Source organism: Brevibacterium sp. S22 (assembly GCF_004745485.1).
Taxonomy (GTDB): domain Bacteria; phylum Actinomycetota; class Actinomycetes; order Actinomycetales; family Brevibacteriaceae; genus Brevibacterium.
In genome coordinates this window covers 127,084-146,512 of the sequence record NZ_RHFG01000002.1, presented here as the reverse complement: position 1 = coordinate 146,512, position 19,429 = coordinate 127,084, and the positions used below count along the sequence as shown (strand labels likewise).

Below are 19,429 nucleotides of genomic sequence, written 5' to 3'. Positions count from 1 at the left end.
GCGATGAACATCCTTCCCATCCTCCTGTCCCGACAGTCCCTGACCTCGACGACTGCGAAGCTCGTGGGCATCGCCTTCTTCGCATGCTCGACGATCTTCCTCACCGTCGCCGGCGGTGCCTGGGCATTCACCGACCGTCCCGATGTCCCCGGATACTCCGAAATCGCCGAGCTCTACCAACTGCTCGCCATCTTCGCGACCGTGTTCCTCGTCGTTCCCGCCGTCAGCCTCGGAGTCGCCTCGGCGAAATTGAGCGCCCGCCGACAGGACGAACGCCTCTCCACCCTCTCCCTGCTCGGTGCCGGCCGCGGCACGATCCGCCTCATCGCCGTCGCCGAACCCGTCATCCCCGCCGCAATCGGCATCGTGGCCGGCATCGGAGGCTACCTGCTGGCCGCCTGGCCGCTCAGTTTCATCACCTTCACCGGAGCGGCGCTGGGCTACCAGGCGCTCGTCATGCCGGCCTGGCTGCTCGCAGCAGTCGCAGCCGGTCTCGTCCTCATCTGCCTGCTCGCCTCACTGCTGGGCCTGCGCAGGATCACCGTCTCTCCGTTGGGTGTGCGCACCCGCGCCATGGAACGGCGATTCCCACTGGCCCGCGTGATCACGGCGATCCTGCTCGTCCTCGTCGTGGCCATCGCCACCTACGTCTCCACCAAGATGGAACTGTCGACCACGGCCACGATCGTCTCGAGCATCGCCACGACCGGACTCGCCCTCCTGCTCATCAGCGTCATCGGTGTGCTGTGCATCCGCATCCACGCCGGAATCGCGAGGAAGACCGCGCGCGGTCCCGCCTCGGTGATCGCCGCCGGAATGGTCGCCGACGCCCCCGGACAGTACTGGCGCCGGGTCGCTGGGCTGGCGATGATCACCTTCATCGCCGTCGTCGGCGGGACCGGAACAGCGATGATGCGCGGCGGTCAAGCGGACTTCACCGCGGAAGAACGGGCCATCATGGGTCCGTACCAATACCTCGGCGACGATATCTTCACCGGACTCATCCTCACCCTGACCATCGCCTTCATCCTCGTCATCGTCTCCGCCACGATCAATCAGGCCGCGGACATCCTCGACCGGGCCGACACCTATCGCGAACTCCATGCCGCCGGGATGCCGCAGACGATGATGCACCGGGTCACCGTCCGAGCCGTCATGTCGCCGATCCTGCTCGTCACTGTGGTCTCCCTGCTGCTCGGAGGAGGACTCGCCGTTCTCATGGCGTCGGTCGGCGACCTCGGTGATCCGCTCACCATCGGCACCGTCGCCATCGTCCTCGTCGCCGGGGTGGCGATGGTGTGGCTGGGTCTGCAGTTCACCCGTCCTCTCGTCCGCCGCGTCACCGCGGTCCCGGCCTGAAAGGAGCACTCATGTCCACTTCACTTCGCACGATCCCCCTCGTCCTCGGGCGACGCTCGCTGACCTCGGCGAGCTCAGTCCTCGTGGCCGCCGCATTCTTCGCCTGCGCCACACTGTTCCTCACGGTGGCCGCCGGAGCGTGGATGTTCTTCCAGCTCCCACCCTCGACGGATCCTGATCTCCAAGGAATCGACTTCGTCTACAAGTTCCTCGCCGGCCTGGCCACGGTGCTCCTGGTCATCCCGGCCAGTACATTGGCCTCGGCGTCGGCCACCCTGTCCGCGCGTCGCCAGGACGAACGGCTGTCGACCATGTCGCTGTTGGGAGCCAAGCGATCGTCCATCGTCGCGCTCGCCGTCGCCGAACCGCTGGTCCCCGCAATCTGCGGGATCGTCCTCGGAGTGCTCGGATACCTCGTCCTGTCAGTGCCCGTCAGCCTGATCCACTTCATGGGCGAGCCGATCGGCTACGGCGATATGCTCATGCCCCCTCTGCTCGTGGCCGGTGTCGTCGTCTTCCTGATCCTCGTCTGCATCATCTCGGCGCTCATCGGTCTGCGGAAGGTCGCGGTCTCACCTCTCGGAGTGCGGACGAAGGCGCTCGAACGAAGGTTCCCCGTTGTCCGCGTCTGTCTCGCAGTGCTGCTGATCATCGCCTTGCCGATCGCTCTCCAGATCGCCAAGACGGGCAGCCTCGGGCTCGGTGTGATGATGTCGGCGGTCCTCTCCGTCTTCCTCATCGGCCTCCTCGTCGTCGACCTCGTCGGCGGTCTGCTCATGAGGTGGTTCGCGCATCTCAGCGGCAATCGTGCGGCCACACCCGCCCGACTGATCGCTGCACGCCTGGTCTCCGACGAGCCCAAGCGCTTCTGGCGCCGAGTCTCGGGAGTCGCGATGACCGCCTTCGTCGCTGCCGTCGGCGGCACCGGGGTCTCACTGATGCAGGTCGGCTCCGAATCGGCGAACGATTCGGAGTATCCGATGTCCCAGACCGAGATGAACCTCATGGAGGACGTGTTCACCGGAGTCCTGCTCGTCCTGGGGATCTCGATCCTGCTCATCGCCGTCTCCGCGCTGATCAACCAGGTTGCCGACATCTACGACCGCACGGACACCTTCCAGGATCTCTATGCCGCGGGGATGGATCCCGAAGCCATGCACCGGGCCATGGTGCGCGCGGTGATCGGTCCCGTCATCTGGGTCTCACTGCTGGCGGGCGGCCTCGGAATCGTACTCGTCCTGCCGCTGGCCGGTGCGGCGCTCGTGTTCAAACCGGTCACTTTCCTCACGATCATCGCGGCAGTCGTCATCGGCGTGCTCATCATTCGCCTCGGACTCCAAGCGGCGAAGCCGATACTCGTATCCGTCGCGACAGAGGGGCGCTCTCGAGAGTGAGTGCCCACCGCCTCGGCGGGCCCATGGCGGGACCGTCGCCGAGGCGGTCCCGGTCCGTCACCGAGGCGGTGTCGTGAACAGTCCCTGTGTCAGGGGCATCTCCTACCCTGGTGTCTGAGACCAGGACCGCCACCCGGGTACAGTTGGAGGGCGCCGAAAGCGGGTGACCGCCGTCGCGTACCACGCGGACGAGGGATCAGAAAGAGGAAATCGAGTGAGCAACGACCAGGGCTATGACGGTCTGAGGACCCCTCCGCAGGACGTCGAGGCCGAGCAGAGCGTGCTCGGTGCGATGCTGCTGTCGAAGGACGCCATCGCCGACTGCGTCGAGACGATGAATGGTGACGACTTCTACAAGCCCGCTCACGAAACCATCTACGAGGCGGTTCTCGACCTCTACTCCCGCGGTGAACCTGCCGACTCGGTGACGGTGGCGAACTACCTGACGAAGACCGGCGACCTCGCCCGCGTCGGCGGTGCCGCCTACCTCCACACCCTCATCTCCTCAGTCCCGACCGCCGCCAACGCCGGCTACTACGCTGCGATCGTCAGCGAACAGGCCGTGCTGCGTCGCCTCGTCGAGGCCGGAACCCGCATCGTGCAGATGGGCTACGATGCCGAAGGCGACACCGATGACGTCGTGAACTCCGCGCAGGCGGAGATCTACAAGGTCACCGAACGGCATACGACCGAGGACTACGTCATCCTCTCCGACATCCTCGGCGAGGTCGCCCAGGAGATCGAACGCAACGGCAACACCGATGGTCAGACCGCGGGTGTGCCCACCGGATTCACTGAGTTCGACAACCTCACCAACGGTCTGCATCCCGGCACGATGATCGTCATCGCCGCCCGTCCCGGTGTCGGCAAGTCCACGCTGGCGCTCGACATCATCCGATCGGCCGCGATCCACAACGATGCCGCCGCCGTGTTCTTCTCACTCGAGATGGGAAAGAACGAACTCGTCATGCGTCTGCTCTCGGCCGAATCCGAGATCCCTCTGCAGAATCTGCGCCGCGGCGAACTCAGCCCGCACGACTGGACCACCCTGGCCGCGACCGAGGCTCGGATCAACAGCGCGCCGCTGTTCGTCGACGATTCTCCGAACATGGCGCTCACCGAGATCCGTGCGAAGTGCCGGCGGCTCAAGCAGCAGCACAATCTGCAGATGGTCTGCGTCGACTACCTGCAGCTGATGTCCTCGGGCAAACGCGTCGAATCTCGCCAGCAGGAGGTCTCGGAGTTCTCCCGTTCGCTCAAGCTGCTGGCCAAGGAGCTCGAGGTGCCGGTCATCGCTTTGTCCCAGCTCAACCGCGGCAGCGAGCAGCGCACCGACAAGCGGCCGATGATCTCGGACCTGCGTGAATCCGGTTCGATCGAGCAGGACGCCGATTTGGTCCTCCTCATCCACCGTGAGGACATGTACGACAAGGAGCACGAACGCGCCGGCGAGGCCGATATCATCGTCGCCAAGCACCGTGCCGGACCGACGATGGACATCCCCGTGGCGTTCCAGGGCGCGAAGTCCCGGTTCGTCAATATGCCGCAGTGATGAGCGGTGTGTAGAGATGCGTCCTACTTTGCTCAAACTGCTCTGAAGGTTACCTTCGTGAAAACGGCCTGTTTTGCTTGACATGACGCAAATTGGAAAGTGTTGATCTCCAACCAGGTTCGCGATTCGATGGTCTTGTGACACGGAACACAGTTTGGTCAATGGTCGTGATGAAGTGACCGATGAGATCATCACTGCCGTCGCTGGCGCCATCGACCCGGGTGTTAAGGCGTGGATGTTCTGTCTCGAAGCTCAGATGGTGGAATGGGACTGGGCCAAGGGTCCGCCGGATATTCAGCAACTGGGTGCAGTTCGGAGTCCGGCATCGTACGCCCACTCGAGACATATCCCAGTTCAGGGGTATTCCCAGGTGGCGGGTGCATCATTGGATCTCGAGTCTGGGCTCGAGTTCGAGTTGATGTTGACACTTGACCGTTTGCCCGCGACGAGGCACCTTGGTTCTCAACCGTTGAGGTTGAGGTGGCTCGATGGCCTCGAACATGTTCCAGATCTGTTGTCGGTTGATTCTGAAGGCGAAGTCACTGTTTGGGATGCTCGCGCTGAGATTCGGCAGGATGAAGGGTTTTTATTAGCTTCTCGTCGTACCGCTCGGTCTTGTGCTGATGTCGGGTGGTATTTCAGGTTTTTGCGAGTCTCTCCATTCGTGCATCCTTGAATCTTCGTTGGTTATCGGGTGCTCGGCGGTGCCCTGAATGGTTGTCGACGATGCAAGATCTCGTACGTTCGGTTGTCCAGGATGGTGCCGTCATTTAACAGCATCGATGTGGCATTTGATGTGGTCAGATGATTACTCATTGGTCGGATCCTTCCTCATCGTTCGTCAGCGCCTGAAGCCGAAACTGATCAACACCGCTCAGGTGGGCCCGGCTGGTATCCCTCGACATTGCAGGGACTGGCACCGGTGATGGTGGTGGTGTGACTGCTGGTCGTTGCTTGGCTTGAGCACGAATAGCGGTCAGCTGGTGCTTGACCGCGGTGTAGCTAATCGGCCGACGCTCATCGGCACACAATGTGTGGCAGGCCTGTTCCAGCAACGGACGGTTATCGCCATTGCCCAGGGAGAGGATTTTCATACAGGCTCTGAACCCTTGGGCTTCGATCTTCTTGGCATCCAACAGCCGGGTGAGCGCTTCGACTGTGTTCGGTCCCGCTTTCGCGGCTTGGCGCAGGAAGTAGCTGCGAGTCCACAACCCCGTTGTTTGGCCTTGAGATGCTGGGGCATGGTCGGCATCGGTGACATACGAATGCTTCTTCGTAGCCACTCGGTGGCTGGCGATAATGTCGCCGGCAGCGAGGATATCGAGCCGGGTACCGATGATGCGCACATCCACGATAGTACCGACGAAGGCTGCGGGCACGGAGTACTTGATGGTCTCAACCTGGATGCGCCAGTCGCGAGAGGCTTTCGCCTTCTTCCAACTCACGTCCTGCCAAGGCTGATCAGGCAGGCCGAGCAGGTCGCCGGCTTCATCGGCGGTGAACCAGTCCCGCCGGGACTTCGGCTGGCTACGGAACGGGGTGCGGTCGTTGATCCAATCCACCCGGTCGACGACAGCATCACCCAGGTCATCGATGTCGGCGAAGTGTCGGTCGGCGAGGTAGTGGATGATCCAGTTCGTGACGATCTTGACACCGGATTCCACGTTGGTTTTCTCCTTCGGCTTATAGGCCCGGGTGGGCACGGCCGCATTGTTGTAGTGCTCGAGGAACCCCGTGTAGGAGGCATTGACGTCACGGGTCTTGTCGTACTTGCTGATCTGTTTCGACGCTGTTGAAGCTTTGTCGGGGATGACGACCTGACCGACACCGCCGAAGTATTCGAAGGCACGCCTGTGGGCGTCGCACCAGGCAGAGAGTTTCTCATCGAGACACCCGTAGGCGAAGATCATTCCCGAATACGGCAGTGTAGCTACGAAGATCGAAACCTTCGTAGCTGCGCGGGTGATCGGGTCGGTGATCCACATCGGGGTTCCGGCCCAGTCGACTTGCATCGTATGCTCCGGGATGTGGGTGATCGGGCTGGTGAGGTCGTGGGTGCGGACGTGGTCGGCGATGATCTGGCAGAACCGTTCATACCTGTAATGCCGCGTTGTTGGGGTGGGTGCTGGGGTGTTGAGGTAGCGGGCCCACAACACTTTCAAGGGTGGCTTTTTCCGCCCGATCCGGGCGTTGATGACGGCATCGATATCGATTGGGGCGAAGTCCTCGTCGGTGCTTTTGCGGCCGTCGGTGAAGAACCGGTCGAGGTCGTCGACTTGGTCCGTTGTCGTCAACGCTTCGTTCTTGACGATCGTGTGAGCCTTCGCGATCGCGCGATGAGAGCAACTAGCCATCGCCTCGATCTGTCTGTAGGAGTATCCCTGAACGATCAGGGAGAGAATGAGCCGGTAGTCGGCCATGAGCAGGATTCCTTTCGCTGATCACGACTTCACTGTCGTGGGTGAAAGCAATCCTGCTCTACTGCTACCGGGTCCTTACCACTTCGTTACACAGGTGCTACCGAATGGCACTTCCGAACAATCTCGACGTGTTGCGTGTTAAGCATCGGGGATGCGACGGACCAGCAGACTGCCCGCGACCTGTCGGGGCTGCTGGAAGGGGAGCCGGGAACCGGCGGAGGGGCTCACAGGCTCCGAGATCGTTGCTGTCGTGCTGCCCCAGTGTTCGGACGCGGCATTCGTTACACAGGTGCTACCGAATGCCGCTTCCGAACACGCATCACTACAATCAACACCGACTTCACTCTGCATGCGGCAAGCGGTCACCCTTCACGCGATTAATCCACCTCCCCGATCAGTACTGCGCTCGGTTTGTCGCTTTTCAGCGCAGATCAGAGTTTACTGGTCGTAGTTCATGAAAGTGAGAACTGCGACATGCGCCAGTTCTACACTCTCAATTGTCAAGAGCCATATACGCGCGGCACAGCTCAATAATGCGGCTATTCGCTTCATACTCCCCGATGGTTACTCGGACACCCTCGCCATCAAACGCGCGAACAGCCAGGCCCTCTCGCCAAGCGGCTTTAGAGAAATCAAGGGACTTCGCCCCCAACGGCAACCACACAAAATTTCCCTGTGCTGATGGAATCGCCCAACCATCACCTGAAAGCGCGGTTGTGACACGATTGCGCTCCTTAACAATTTCAGAAACGTGACCATTCACTTGATCGTAATGTTCCAACGAAGCTATCGCAGCAGATTCGGCAACAGAACTGACTGCAAAGGTCGTGGCGGTTTTCCTCAAGTGCTGAGTAATTTCGTTCTGGGCAATGGAATATCCAACTCTGAGGGCTGCCAGACCGTGAGCTTTGGAAAAGGTTCTTAGTACAGCCACGTTCGGATGTTGAAAGTAGATCTTCAACGTCTCCACAGGGTCTGGGCTTCGAACGAATTCGTGGTACGCTTCGTCGATTACTACTACTACATGTCTCGGTATACTATCCAAGAATGCAACGATTTCGGCGTGAGTCAGGGCTGGTCCGGTTGGATTATTCGGAGTACACAATATAATTATCTTGGTACGTTGCGTGACAGCGCTGCTCATCGCCTCTAAATCGTGACTCCCATCCTCATCGTTTGGGACTTCGACCGGCTTGGCTCCAGCAGTACGAACTACGATTGGATAGGCTTCAAAAGAGCGCCAAGAGTAGATAACTTCGTCAAGTGTTCCGTTCGAATTGGTCCCTGCGAATGCGGAGACGATCTGAGTCAATGCCCCGAGACTTCCAGCCCCAGCAACGATGTCATCAAACGGTACCGCTAGATGATCAGCCAGAGCCTCGCGCAATAATTCGGCACCAGGGTTCGGGTAACGATTCAGGGAGGTGACGCTAGAAGCGGCCATAGCGGCTGCCGGCACCGGGCCCAGCGGACTTTCGTTGGATGACAGCTTATAGCTGGTAAACTTTAGGGATGCAGGTGCCGCGCTGCCAGCAGAATAAGCTGGCAGCGTGGCGACTGGCTCACGAGGGACGATAGACAACGAAGCCACAGCACCTTCTTCGAGTTGGTGCAGTCGACCGTAGTTTTGTATGTTCATGCATTAATATCCAGTAGTTTCCCGTTTGAGCTTTGCTGCAGAAAGGTCCCTTCGAATCTTTCCAACCAGCGACCCACCTGAAGTAGGTGTTCGTCTTCAAAACGACGACCGGACAGTTGAATGCCAACCGGCCTGGTCCCCTGCGACAGTTGTATGGGTATTGTCAGTGCGGGGCGCCCTGTCAGATTGTGAACAAACGCAAACGGTGAGCGATCAGGCGTTGCATCCGGTCGGATAGGAGCGTTAAGGGGGGCAGTCGAGGTTGTCGAGACCGGTGATAGGATCACATCGTAATGTTGCTGTAGATGGGTGAGCTGTTCAGCCAGTTTTGACCGATACTGCTGTGCCCGAATGAAGTCAACGACGCTGATATCCGAAGCACGTCTGGAGAACTTCACCATCTCCGGATCGAGGTCAGCAACACGATCAGGTCCTACAGAATCAATAATGGCCTGCATCGGCCCCGCGAAAAGAGCTGTATGTGCCTCCAGAATGCCAGTGGTGTCGATCTGGCCTCTATGAACAGTCGCACCGTGCGCTTCTAGAAGCTCTGCTGTGTGGTTGACCGCATCAAGGACATCTTTCTCTACCGTGAGTTCTGGAGCGACCCATTGATAGACTCGCAACTTTTTCAAACTACCTGTCAGTGGCGGAAGGGATTCTCTATCCGGCACAGGCGAGCATGTGTAGTCTCGTTCATCGGGTTGGGCAACTACTTTGAACAAAGATTCGACGTCACCCACCGACCTAGCCATAGGACCATAATGAGTCAAGGTGCCGGCGGCGCCCCGTGGAAAGGCTGCCACTCGTCCATAAGTTGGTTTTAGACCCACAACCCCACAGTATGCGGCCGGAAAGCGAATCGAGCCGGCCCCATCCGACCCAATGGCTATCGGAGTGTAACCAGCAGCGAGTCCTGCTGCGGCACCACCACTCGAACCCCCCGCATTGGTATTCAAATCCCACGGGCTGGGTACTGCGCCTAGGGGCCCGTTGGTCACGCCTTTCCAGCCGTGGTCGGGCATCCTAGTTGTACCCACCAAAACAGCTCCAGCTTCCAGCAGACGATCGACAAGTGGCGCGTTCTCAGAAACAATTTTTGCGTCGAGGGCTGCAGACCCCACGCTTACTGGCCAACCAGCGGCGGCGACGCTTTCTTTCAACGTCACGGGAACACCGTCAAGCGGCCCTAGCGAGAGGCCGTTAGCGTATCGATCTTCCGATTCTTCTGCAAGACGAATGGCTCGAGCTGCGTCCAAATGGACCATTGCATTCAAGGTTCCGTCCAGCTTTGCAATGCGATCTATGCAAGCCTTAACCACGTCCACAGGAGTGAAAGATCCTCTGGAATAGCCATCGCAGAGACTTGAAGCGTCTTTATAATAGAGCTGATCGCTGTCAGTTCTCTCTTGCTGTTGAGTTAGTCTATCAAGTTGTTCATGCATCACTGATCTGGTCCCTCCAACGTGGTTTTAGAATTCAGTCCGTAGGTTTCAAGCTCATTGGAAATGAGGCCTTCGTCTTTGGAACGTATGATGAAGTCATCCAATGCTGCACCAAGTGAGTCATTTCCGTCAGTGTAGACGTAGCCAATTTCACGTACCGCGGTCACAGCTTCGTGATCAGGATCGTAATCGAACGGCACGAATTGGAGTTCTTCAGAATCATTGCGCTTCTCAACGGTGGTTTTCATCGTCTCTTCGCTTGCCAATGTCACGTCAAGGCGACCAATTTCAAGATCGTTGAGAATAGAATCCATAGAAGAGTAGGTCGTCACGGAGCCTTCACCTAGGAATTTACTCAAGGGTTCTTCGTAGAGAGACCCGCCTATTATTCCTACCTTCTGCCCACGCAGTGACTCCACTGACGGCGCCATTTTTTGGTGTGCCAGTATGCCCGTCTGCGAATACCAGAGAGTTTCTTTCGTCAAGCCAAGGATTTTTGCGCGATCTTCTGTCTTGGTCCAGCCGCCACCACCAATGTCAGCTCGCTCTTCGGTCAGAGACGCAGTTGCGGCGGCGCCATCTAGGGGTTTGACATCCAGTTTTAGGCAGTTCTCTTCAGCGAAGCGAGGCATTAAAATAGAATCGACACCGGAATACTCCCCGTTAGCCGCATTGACATTACTTCCAGGTAATTGTTGAATCGAGGCCACGGTGAGAGTTCCTTCGACCACAGTGTTAAACTCGGCCTTGGGCTCACAATTGCCTGGGACGTCTGTGGATACCGAAGACCCGCTTTCACTACATCCTGAAGCATACAATATGGTAGATATACAACACACGGTAATCACGCGTGAGGTGATACGCATCGTATTTCCTCTCCTAAAAATTTAACTCTAAATTTACGCGTTGGAAGCGATTGACGCACTTGCCGACGCTCTATCAACTCTTCTTGAGCGTCCTTTCGGTCTTCTATACTCAAGCTTCAGTCGGCTTGCGAAGGTCGAGATGCACAAGCACCCTGCAAGATAGATGACTCCCGCAGCAACCATGTAGGGAAGTGCTTGAAAAGTGATGGATCCGAAGTTGTAGCTCAACCCAGTCAACTCTCGAAGCCCTACCGCATAACCGAGCGCGGTGGCCTGAAGAACAAGCACAGAGAAGGCCAACAGGCTCGGAAGCACTGACCGAAGAGCTTGGGGGAGTATGATCTTTATCTGTGTCTTCCAGAAGCTCAATCCCAAGGCCATCGCTGCCTCCGTCTGCGACTGGGGCACCTTATGGATTGCGGAACGAAAAATCTCCGCAGTGTACGCAACTGTCATGAATCCCAGCGCGATCACAACCGCTTGAAAGCCAGACAACAGAATGCCGACACCTGGCATCCCGGTGTATACCAAGTAGACAACAGCCAACCCGGGAAAGCCACGACCGAAGTTTGTCAGGACAAGTATAAAAATTTTGACGACCGAATGCCCATAGCGTAGAAGATAGCCAAAAACTATTCCCCCCGGAACTCCAATTGCTAAAATAAAAAGCCATAGACTGAACGTTGTTGCTAATCCGGGAAGCAGGTCAGATACATACTGCATTTTTTAACCTGTCTTTAGTATTTGCGATCCTGAGTCGGCATCGTTTCGGACGGCTGGTTTCCCACCACGTTTGATTTGGATATCTCCCAGTAATCGAGCAACGATGGCAATCGGCACACATAAAACCATGTATATTAGTCCTGCTGCGAAGAACACGGAAAGACCATTTTCGCCCTGTTGAACTAAATAGTTCGCGATGTTCATGATGTCGACAACACCCAGCAGAGACACTAAAGCGGTCTCTTTAAGCAGATGGATGGCGAACGTTCCCATCCCCGCAAGAATTATAGGCCTGGCCTGCGGAAGGATGATTTTTACCATCGATATCAACCGTGGTAGGCCGAGAGCCTGGGTCGCTTCCCGCTGTTGCTTATCTACTGAGGAGATGCCAGACCGGTACACTTCCGCTAAATACACCGAGCAAGATAAAGATAGGGCAATGATTGCCGATGCGGTCGCGGTAGGGCTAAATCCAAACTGGACTATCCCGAAGAAGACGATGAACAACCAGACCAGCGTGGGGATCCCTCTCAGGGTTTCAATGAAGACGGTTGCGGAAACCCGCAGCATTCGGTACGTACTCATCCTTGCTGCCGCTACAAACACGGCGATGATGGCCCCGGTGACGAAGGAGACACCCCATAGCATCAATGTAAGCGGTACTACTCTGAGCAGGTCTATTAACCAGATCACAATTCGGTCTCCTCGAGCGCCGCGATAAACTGGTGTGTACGTTCATTCTCTGGCGCTTCAAAGATTTGCTCAGGCGGTCCTTGCTCGACGATTGATCCGTCGGCCAAGAAGATCACATGATCAGCAATAGTTCTTGCGAACTTCAGTTCGTGAGTCACGACCACCATGGTCATGCCTGCTGTAGCGAGATCCTTCATCACTCGCAACACTTCGATTCGAAGTTCAGGATCAATCGCGCTAGTCGGCTCGTCGAAGAGCATAACCTGTGGATCCATAGCTAATGCCCGGGCGATCGCGACACGCTGCTGTTGTCCTCCAGAGAGCTCATTAGCCTTGTGGCTCATTCGGTTGCCCAGCCCCACGGATTCCAACAACTGTGCTGAACGTTCCTTCGCTTCTTTAGCACTGCGTTTTAGGGTATGCACTTGAGCAAGTGTCACGTTCTCGAGCGCGGACAAGTTTGGAAAGAGGTTGAATGATTGAAATACCATGCCAACTTTTGCCCTGTAGCCTTGCTGTCTCGACCCACTCAGTAGTACACGCCCATTACGCAACACGGACTCGCCCAATACTGTCATTGAGCCAGTAGTCGGTGTTTCCAATAGATTCAGACAGCGGATGAGAGTGCTCTTCCCCGAGCCACTTGGTCCGATAAGTGTGACGACATCACCCACGGCTATCTCGATATCAACATCCCGCAATACTTCTTGTGAACCAAAGCTTTTACCCAACTTACGGACGTGGACCGCGAAATCAGGCGCCACGGTCGGGGCGCTTGTGGAATCGCTCTCTAGAGTCATACTTGACTTACACTGCTCTCTTTGGCCTGTGCCGTACCCGAGTATTTGCGAGGCGGCGCTTCTGGGTAGTTGCGCGAATAAACCGCTTCTGGGACCGAGGGGACCGGGTGAGCAAGACTTGGGTCCGTGATGGGTTCTCCGAACTGCGGTGCTGGAATTGGCAACACTCCCGACCATGTCTGATTTCTGTCTAGATCTTGATCTGCTACTCTGCAAAACCGATCGCTGATCTTTACACTTGCTTCCTCGAGCGATAGTTCCAGAAGAGTTGTTTGTGCAAGCTCTTTCGAATTCGGTTTGCGTGCAGTATCCCAACTTCCTGGGGCGAGTCGCTCGCTGAAGTGGCGCAGTGCAACGAGGCGTTCGTCCGAATCCGTTAATGCCCGAGCGACTCCATAAACTACAGCACTGCGATAGTTCATTGCATTGTTGAAAACGGCGCGTCCGTAGACAATCCCGTCTACATGCGTGACTGTGAAGCAGACTAGGGCCCCTGAATTAGCAGCACGCAAAGTGCTTGCTCCGCTTGACCCATGCATATATATTTTGTCCCCGTTACGTGCATATGCAGTCGGGACCACGAGGGGACGCTCGTCAAGCGTCACTCCAAGATTGCCGATGAAGCCAGCGTCAAGCACGTCATAAAGATTTTGTCGTTCAGTTTGTGCCAGGAGTTCCCTTGGCCCTTTGCTTGATATCGTGGTACGTGATGTATTCGAAAGTGGTGTCGATGTCATTTAGTGCTACTCCATTTAAAGACAATGAGCGGACCTTGGCTATCGGCTGACCCTGACGGAAGCTGCACTGCTCCGTGCAGGTAAGCCGAATTGGTCCCTCAATCTTGCAAGACCTAAGTGGTATTAAGGAAGATCCACTTTGATCTACAAACGGCAGACCAGTAATCTATTGCTCCGAAGCTAAACTTGGCAGTTGGCCGCCGATGACCTTCGCGACAGGGTCGTGAATGAGTCGCAATCTCATAGACTCGGTGATAGCCACAGCTTCTCTCCGGTACTGAGCTAGATCATGATACTGGCCGGTCATATAAGCCTGGATCCACCTCGCCGGGCTGTTGGTCGCCCGCGGGAGCTGTTTGCTCAATTTGGTCAGGCTCCTGGAGTCGACGGCATCGACTGCGTGTGTCGGTTCGTGAAGACTGCGCCAGTGCTGTCTTGTTTGAGTAGGGTTATGTCATCAATGGAATCCGCGCCGCCGACCATCCCGGCCACAAGAGAAGTGACGCTTTCGCCTGGATTGGCACTTTTGTCGTTAGGTACGAGCCGGCGATCGACACGAGATTCGGATCGTAGAAGGTCGCTGACGTTTCGCCGGGGCGATTAGATAGTTGCATCTAAGAGATGCTTTTTGGTCTGAAAGAAGACGAGCTGCGGTAAGTTCCATTTACCCTGACCACAGGGTCATCCTCGATGTTAACGCACTGTCACGAACGTAACCCGATCGGTGGATCCAGGCTTAGTTGTTGATGACATCGGCAAGTAGACCCGCTGCACTGGCAGCCAGGGACTCAGGCAACCGAGAGTATCCGCAGATTAGCCCGCTCCTACTTTCTTCGTTGCTCAGATAGGTCTCGCTAAGAGCAACACAAATGAGACCTTGCGAGGCCAATTTGCGGACTATTGCGACATCGTCGCGCAGTCTCGGGTGTGTGAGCACTAGGTGCAATCCGGCGTCGATTCCGTGAAGTGTCGCTTCAGGTAGTTGCTTGTTCAGCGCAGCGGTAAGGGCGGCTCGTCGAGCACCATAGGTGCGCTGAGATGAAGCAATTTGTCTTATCATCGATCCAGATTCCAGCATATAAGTGAGAGCTCTCGCCGCCACCGGGTTCGCATAATCACCCTGGCTGATTACACGCTGTCGGACAATCTCTCGAAAACGTTCTGGTACCACTGCCCAAGCGATTCTCAGGTCGCGCGATAGGACCTTGGAAGCTGTGCCGAGGTAGACAACGTGATTGCCGCCGAGGTTCATGCTGCGCAGTGCGGGCATCGGAGGAACGTCGTATCGGAACTCGCCATCATAATCATCTTCGAAAATGAGTCTGTCGTCTGCGGCAGCCCATTCAAGTAGCTTGCGGCGGCGATCCACGCTCATTCGTGCTCCAAGTGGGTACTGATGTGCAGGGGTTACATAGACTGCAACATCTGCGGATTTCAAGTGGTCCACAGATATCCCGTCATGGTTGACGGTGATAGGCCTCAGCCTGTAGCCGACCTGCTCCAGTGCACGACGTCCGCTAACAAATCCTGGATTCTCAAACGCTATAGGACCTGCATGGTTGACTAGCGTCGGCACTAGGATGCGCAGAGCCACGGCGAATCCTGGGAAGATGAAAATATCTTCCGGGGCGCAGACGATGCCTCTAGTGCGGCGGATATGGTCAGCCAGAGCTAACCTCAAGTCGGGGAAAAAATGATATGGCGATTGATGCGCGTGATGTTCTTTTGGATGGCTATCGTCCCAGTCAGCGGTGGACCCAGCCGCAGCTTTACGCCACGCGGATCTCCAGCTCTGATTGTTTAGCAAGACCGGGTCTGGGAATCCGGGTAATAGATTATAACGGGGGCTATCTGCACACTGTGACGGCTCGCCACCCCGAGGAGGGGTAGTTCGAGGCATCGAGGATGTTCTTACTCCTGAAAGTGCTGCTCGCCGGGCACCTTCCTCGACCATTGTTGCGCTTCCTGCTCGAGCAACAAGAAAACCGGAGGCGATCAATTCTTCATAGGCATCAACAGCTGCAGAACGGGAAACTCTCTTGTGTTTCGCCAACGCTCGTGTAGACGGCATCCGATCTCCATCGGATAGTTGACCTTCCGCCAGTGCCTGAACGATAGATCGTGCTAGCCGTCTAGCTAGCGTGCCCTCACCAGAGAAGTCAAGCTGCAGAGAAAAGGGTAGTTCAGTGCGCGCCATGAGAATCAATTCAATAGTTGATTTACTGTTAGTCGCGAGGCTCAGCGCCTCTGCCTATGACCGTGAGCTTATCAGCAGGTATTCCGGTTCTTGAAGGTTGAGAGTGTTGAATCTGCCCACGCTGCTACAGGAGTAGATGGAGTGCCAGGGGTTCGAAACGCCCGCATCGTGACCAAACTCTGTAGCCCCGCCGACACGCGGATACAGGCTTCTAAGCGCAGTATCTAAGCCTGAATCCACCGATGCCGGAGGGCCTGTAGCGGCGGCGATAGAGAGAACGCTTCCTGTGACCAGGGCAAATGGAACTTACGATCGAATCACTTTCGACCCGATCAAGGAACACCTCGTAGGTGAAAGTCTTTCTGACCTCTATCTGCGTTGACAGGTTTGTAACCGGTGGCAGAAAGTGCCTGCACTGCATCGGTGAAGGCAGGATGAAACCGAAAGCGAGGGTCGACATTGCCTCCGCCAATGGGTCAAGCTGGAAAACTTGCCGGAAAGCATTGAGTTCCGTAATGTGAGGGCGCAGTTCGGTATCTCGGATCATCCAACCAGGATCGCCGCGGGCGCCTGCTGGCATACTACTCATTCGTCAGAGCCTGATCGGGTTGTGGTGCTTGCCGGTGTCGATACGAAGTTGCTCTCGCCCAGCAACCCAAGCGTATTGCATCTTCAGCAATAACAGTAGTTGTCGACGAGACTCGTAGAAAGTCCCCGCGTAGCAAGGGGTCGTGCCTCACAGAAATATCCCCGCGAAACACTTCCACCGCGCCACGAGGCACGACGACGATGGGGTCATGGCCGACAAGGACGTTTCGATGACCACGAGAATCGAGATCACAAAGAAGTACGCCACCGCTTACACGACGGCCTCGAAGAAGCGCAAAGCCGCGATCCTCGACACCGTCACCGACCTCACCGGTTGGAATCGCGACCATGCACGCCAGCAACTGACCCGCCGCACCCGACAGCCCAAAGGACGGGCGCAAGCGACAGTCGCGGTCATCGACGGCAGGAAGACGAAGGCCTGAATCGCCCCGGGGATAATAGAGGCAGGGAGATTGGAAGAAGGAGTTTCTCTCTTGCCAGTGAAATACACCGACGAACTCAAGGCTCGTGCCGTCGAGCTCGTCATCCATGCCCAGGCCGATCCGGACACCGCGAACGGAGCAATCACCCGCGTCGCGAACGAACTCGGTCTGAGTAAAGAGACCTTGCGAGTCTGGGTGCGCAAGCACAAGGATTCCGGCAAAGCCACCCCGGCCGAGTCGGTCGACTTGGAAGCGGAGAATCGTCGGCTGCGGGCTGAGTTGGCCGAAGCGAAGAGGGCCAACGAGATTCTGAAGAGAGCATCGGCTTTCTTCGCGGCGGAGCTCGACCGCCCATCGAAGTGATCGTCGCCTTCATCGACGACAATCGCCACGAGTTCGGAGTCGAGCCAATCGTGCGCGCCCTGAAAGGGACTGCGGCACGGATTGCTGTGAGCTCGTATTACGCGTTCAAGAAACGCGAACGGGACTGCTGAAGGTTTGGTTGACTTCACGACTGGATAAGTTCCAGGAAGGATGGAAGTCATGCCAAAGATCTACACCGATGAGTTCAAGCAGTCAGCGCTCGAGCTCCTGGGCGACGGGATGACCCAGAAGCAGGTCTGCGCCGACCTCGGCATCTCGAAATCAGCCCTGCAAGCCTGGGTCCGCGACTCACGGCTACGCGACCACGGACTCGAGCCCGCGACCGAGCCCGACGAGTCACGCGCTCAAGCGGTAGCGCTGAAACGCATCAGGGAACTTGAACGAGAGAACAAGATTCTCCGCGAGGCCGCCGCCTATCTCTCGCAAGCGAATCTGAAACTTGGTGGCAACCACCCAAAATGATGTACCCGCTGGTCCGTGACCTTGCTGCTGCCGGTGTGCCGGTGGCAGTGACCTGTCGGGTGCTCGGCTTTACAAAGCAGGGGTTCTACAAGTGGTGTGCAAATCCGGTCCCGGCCCGGGACTGGGACGAAGCGTACGTGATCAATGCCGCCTACGACGTGCACATGGACGATCCTGAATTCGGGCACCGGTTCATCGCAGATGAACTCCAGGCGTCTGGGCACGAGGCGTCAGAACGTCGTGTGTGGCGATTGTGCTCCCAGGAGGAGCTGTTTTCCCACACGATCAAACGGGCCCGGAAACACGGTAAGAAGCCTGGCCCGCCGGTGTGTGATGACCTCGTCGAACGCGACTTCTCAGCGACAGGGATCAACGAACTATGGTTGACCGACATTACCGAGCATCACACCAGTGAGGGCAAGCTGTACATGTGCGCGGTCAAGGATGTGTTCAGCAACAGGATCGTTGGCTATGCCATCGATTCGAGGATGAAATCCCGACTGGCTGTGGAAGCGATTGACGATGCTGTAGCCCGTCGTGGCGGGGCTGGCGTCGTGGCCGGCTGCGTGGTCCACTCGGACCGCGGGTCGCAATTTCGTTCTCGGAAGTTCCAGCAGACCTTACGGCATTATGGGCTCGTCGGATCGATGGGCCGGGTCGGTGCTGCTGGTGATAATGCGGCGATGGAATCGTTCTTCGCCGTGCTGCAGAAGAACGTCCTCGACCGGGGCCGCTGGGACACGCGAGCGAGGTTGCGCACAGCGATCGTGCACTGGGTCGAGCGGACCTATCACCGGAAGCGTCGACAGCGGAGGTTAGGTAAACTGACTCCGGTTGAATACGAGTTTGTTCATCACAAGGCCGTCGCCCTGGCGGCATAAACCCCGGAGTCAACTCAACCTTCAGCAGTCCCAACTATCAGCCCGGGCCCGTCGGGACCAGGCGCTGATGGTGGTGATCCAGGATGTCTATGAGGCGAACTATTCCTGTTACGGGGTGCGGAAGATGTGGAAGGCGATCAACCGCGAGTACGCCGATCAGTTCGGGCCGGTGGCCCGCTGCACGGTGGAGCGGTTGATGCGCCAGCTGGGCATCGACGGTATTCGACGCAGGAGGAAGCGTCCGAAGACGGCTTCGGCTAGGGCTGAGGAGTGTCCGGATGATCTGGTTGAACGTGAGTTCGCAGCGCCGGCACCGAATTGTTTGTGGGTCGCGGACATCACCTATGTTCCGACGTCTGCTGGGTGGGTGTACACGACGTTCATCCTTGATGTCTTCCACCGGGAGATCGTCGGTTGGCAGGTGACGAACCATATGCGGGAGTCACTGGCCAGGGACGCTCTGACGATGGCTCTCGCTGCGAAATACCGGGCCGGCGAAGACGTCTCCGGGCTCGTCCACCACTCGGATCGCGGGGTGCAATTCCGGTCGATTCGCTATGGGGAGACCCTGGCAGAATCCGAGGTCGTGGCGTCGGTGGGGTCGCGTGGGGACTCGTACGACAATGCCATGGCCGAGGCATTGAACTCGGTCTACAAGGCAGAGCTCATCGACCGGAAGGTGTGGTCGGGGCTGATTGAGGTGATGGCGGAGACGTCGAAGTGGGTGGCTTGGTACAACCAGTCCAGGTTGCATTCAGCGATTGGCTACCGACCGCCTACCGAGGTTCATTCTGAATGGATCAACCAGTCCGCGGCAGAGCCCGCGGCTGCTTAGGAAACCAAGAA

Annotated in this window: 16 protein-coding genes, 1 pseudogene and 1 other annotated feature; of the genes and pseudogenes, 8 read left to right on the top strand and 9 right to left on the bottom strand. The window is 57.2% G+C overall.

What is annotated here, in order from left to right:
* Positions 1–3 precede the first annotated feature (3 nt).
* The 4 genes from EB835_RS02980 to EB835_RS02965 all read left to right on the top strand — a co-directional run bounded on the left by EB835_RS02980 (position 4) and on the right by EB835_RS02965 (position 4,981).
* Complete coding sequence (locus tag EB835_RS02980; RefSeq protein WP_135807993.1) at positions 4–1,359, top strand: FtsX-like permease family protein; 1,356 nt, start codon at positions 4–6, stop codon at positions 1,357–1,359.
* An 11-nt stretch (positions 1,360–1,370) separates the two neighbouring features.
* Positions 1,371–2,753 carry an FtsX-like permease family protein gene (locus tag EB835_RS02975; RefSeq protein WP_135807992.1) on the top strand — a complete coding sequence of 461 codons (1,383 nt, stop codon included), beginning with the start codon at positions 1,371–1,373 and terminating at the stop codon, positions 2,751–2,753.
* 214 nt (positions 2,754–2,967) lie between these two features.
* Positions 2,968–4,305 carry a replicative DNA helicase gene (gene dnaB, locus EB835_RS02970; RefSeq protein WP_135807991.1) on the top strand — a complete coding sequence of 446 codons (1,338 nt, stop codon included), beginning with the start codon at positions 2,968–2,970 and terminating at the stop codon, positions 4,303–4,305.
* A gap of 175 nt (positions 4,306–4,480) precedes the next feature.
* Complete coding sequence (locus tag EB835_RS02965) at positions 4,481–4,981, top strand: hypothetical protein (protein ID WP_135807990.1); 501 nt, start codon at positions 4,481–4,483, stop codon at positions 4,979–4,981.
* Positions 4,982–5,117: 136 nt separating this feature from the next.
* Here EB835_RS02965 and istA read toward each other — a convergent pair whose 3' ends face one another.
* From istA to EB835_RS02920, 9 genes are all read right to left on the bottom strand, one after another.
* Complete coding sequence (gene istA, locus EB835_RS02960; protein WP_135807989.1) at positions 5,118–6,725, bottom strand: IS21 family transposase; 1,608 nt, start codon at positions 6,723–6,725, stop codon at positions 5,118–5,120.
* Between the two features lie 493 nt (positions 6,726–7,218).
* A complete protein-coding gene (locus tag EB835_RS02955) occupies positions 7,219–8,364 on the bottom strand; it encodes a histidinol-phosphate transaminase (RefSeq protein ID WP_135807988.1) in 1,146 nt (381 codons plus the stop codon).
* On the bottom strand, positions 8,361–9,809 hold the full coding sequence (locus tag EB835_RS02950; RefSeq protein WP_135807987.1) for an amidase: 1,449 nt from the start codon (positions 9,807–9,809) through the stop codon (positions 8,361–8,363). The genes EB835_RS02955 and EB835_RS02950 overlap by 4 nt, the downstream gene beginning before the upstream one ends.
* Positions 9,809–10,519, bottom strand: coding sequence for a substrate-binding periplasmic protein (locus tag EB835_RS02945; protein ID WP_168216616.1), 711 nt, complete (start codon positions 10,517–10,519; stop codon positions 9,809–9,811). Before EB835_RS02945 ends, EB835_RS02950 begins: the two co-directional genes overlap by 1 nt.
* Positions 10,520–10,708: 189 nt before the next feature.
* Positions 10,709–11,398 (bottom strand): amino acid ABC transporter permease, encoded by a 690-nt coding sequence (locus EB835_RS02940; protein ID WP_135807985.1) that lies wholly within the window; start codon positions 11,396–11,398, stop codon positions 10,709–10,711.
* Between the two features lie 3 nt (positions 11,399–11,401).
* A complete protein-coding gene (locus tag EB835_RS02935; protein WP_135807984.1) occupies positions 11,402–12,091 on the bottom strand; it encodes an amino acid ABC transporter permease in 690 nt (229 codons plus the stop codon).
* Complete coding sequence (locus EB835_RS02930) at positions 12,088–12,891, bottom strand: amino acid ABC transporter ATP-binding protein (protein WP_135807983.1); 804 nt, start codon at positions 12,889–12,891, stop codon at positions 12,088–12,090. Before EB835_RS02930 ends, EB835_RS02935 begins: the two co-directional genes overlap by 4 nt.
* Complete coding sequence (locus EB835_RS02925) at positions 12,888–13,628, bottom strand: pyridoxamine 5'-phosphate oxidase family protein (protein WP_135807982.1); 741 nt, start codon at positions 13,626–13,628, stop codon at positions 12,888–12,890. The genes EB835_RS02930 and EB835_RS02925 overlap by 4 nt, the downstream gene beginning before the upstream one ends.
* Before the next feature lie 736 nt (positions 13,629–14,364).
* Positions 14,365–15,528 carry an aminotransferase-like domain-containing protein gene (locus EB835_RS02920; RefSeq protein ID WP_240688533.1) on the bottom strand — a complete coding sequence of 388 codons (1,164 nt, stop codon included), beginning with the start codon at positions 15,526–15,528 and terminating at the stop codon, positions 14,365–14,367.
* Positions 15,529–16,643: 1,115 nt separating this feature from the next.
* On the opposite strand from EB835_RS02920, the gene EB835_RS02915 reads away from it, so the two are divergent.
* The 4 genes and pseudogenes from EB835_RS02915 (at position 16,644) to EB835_RS02900 (ending at position 19,418) form a co-directional block, all read left to right on the top strand.
* A complete protein-coding gene (locus tag EB835_RS02915; RefSeq protein WP_205749847.1) occupies positions 16,644–16,856 on the top strand; it encodes a hypothetical protein in 213 nt (70 codons plus the stop codon).
* A 57-nt stretch (positions 16,857–16,913) separates the two neighbouring features.
* Positions 16,914–17,219 (top strand): transposase, encoded by a 306-nt coding sequence (locus EB835_RS02910; RefSeq protein WP_164742795.1) that lies wholly within the window; start codon positions 16,914–16,916, stop codon positions 17,217–17,219.
* Positions 17,180–17,308 (top strand) — a sequence feature (AL1L pseudoknot). Its footprint overlaps the gene before it by 40 nt.
* A gap of 91 nt (positions 17,309–17,399) precedes the next feature.
* Positions 17,400–18,583, top strand: a pseudogene (locus EB835_RS02905) (IS3 family transposase).
* Positions 18,537–19,418 (top strand): IS3 family transposase, encoded by an 882-nt coding sequence (locus EB835_RS02900; protein WP_135807979.1) that lies wholly within the window; start codon positions 18,537–18,539, stop codon positions 19,416–19,418. Before EB835_RS02905 ends, EB835_RS02900 begins: the two are co-directional and overlap by 47 nt.
* The last annotated feature ends 11 nt before the right edge of the window (positions 19,419–19,429 follow it).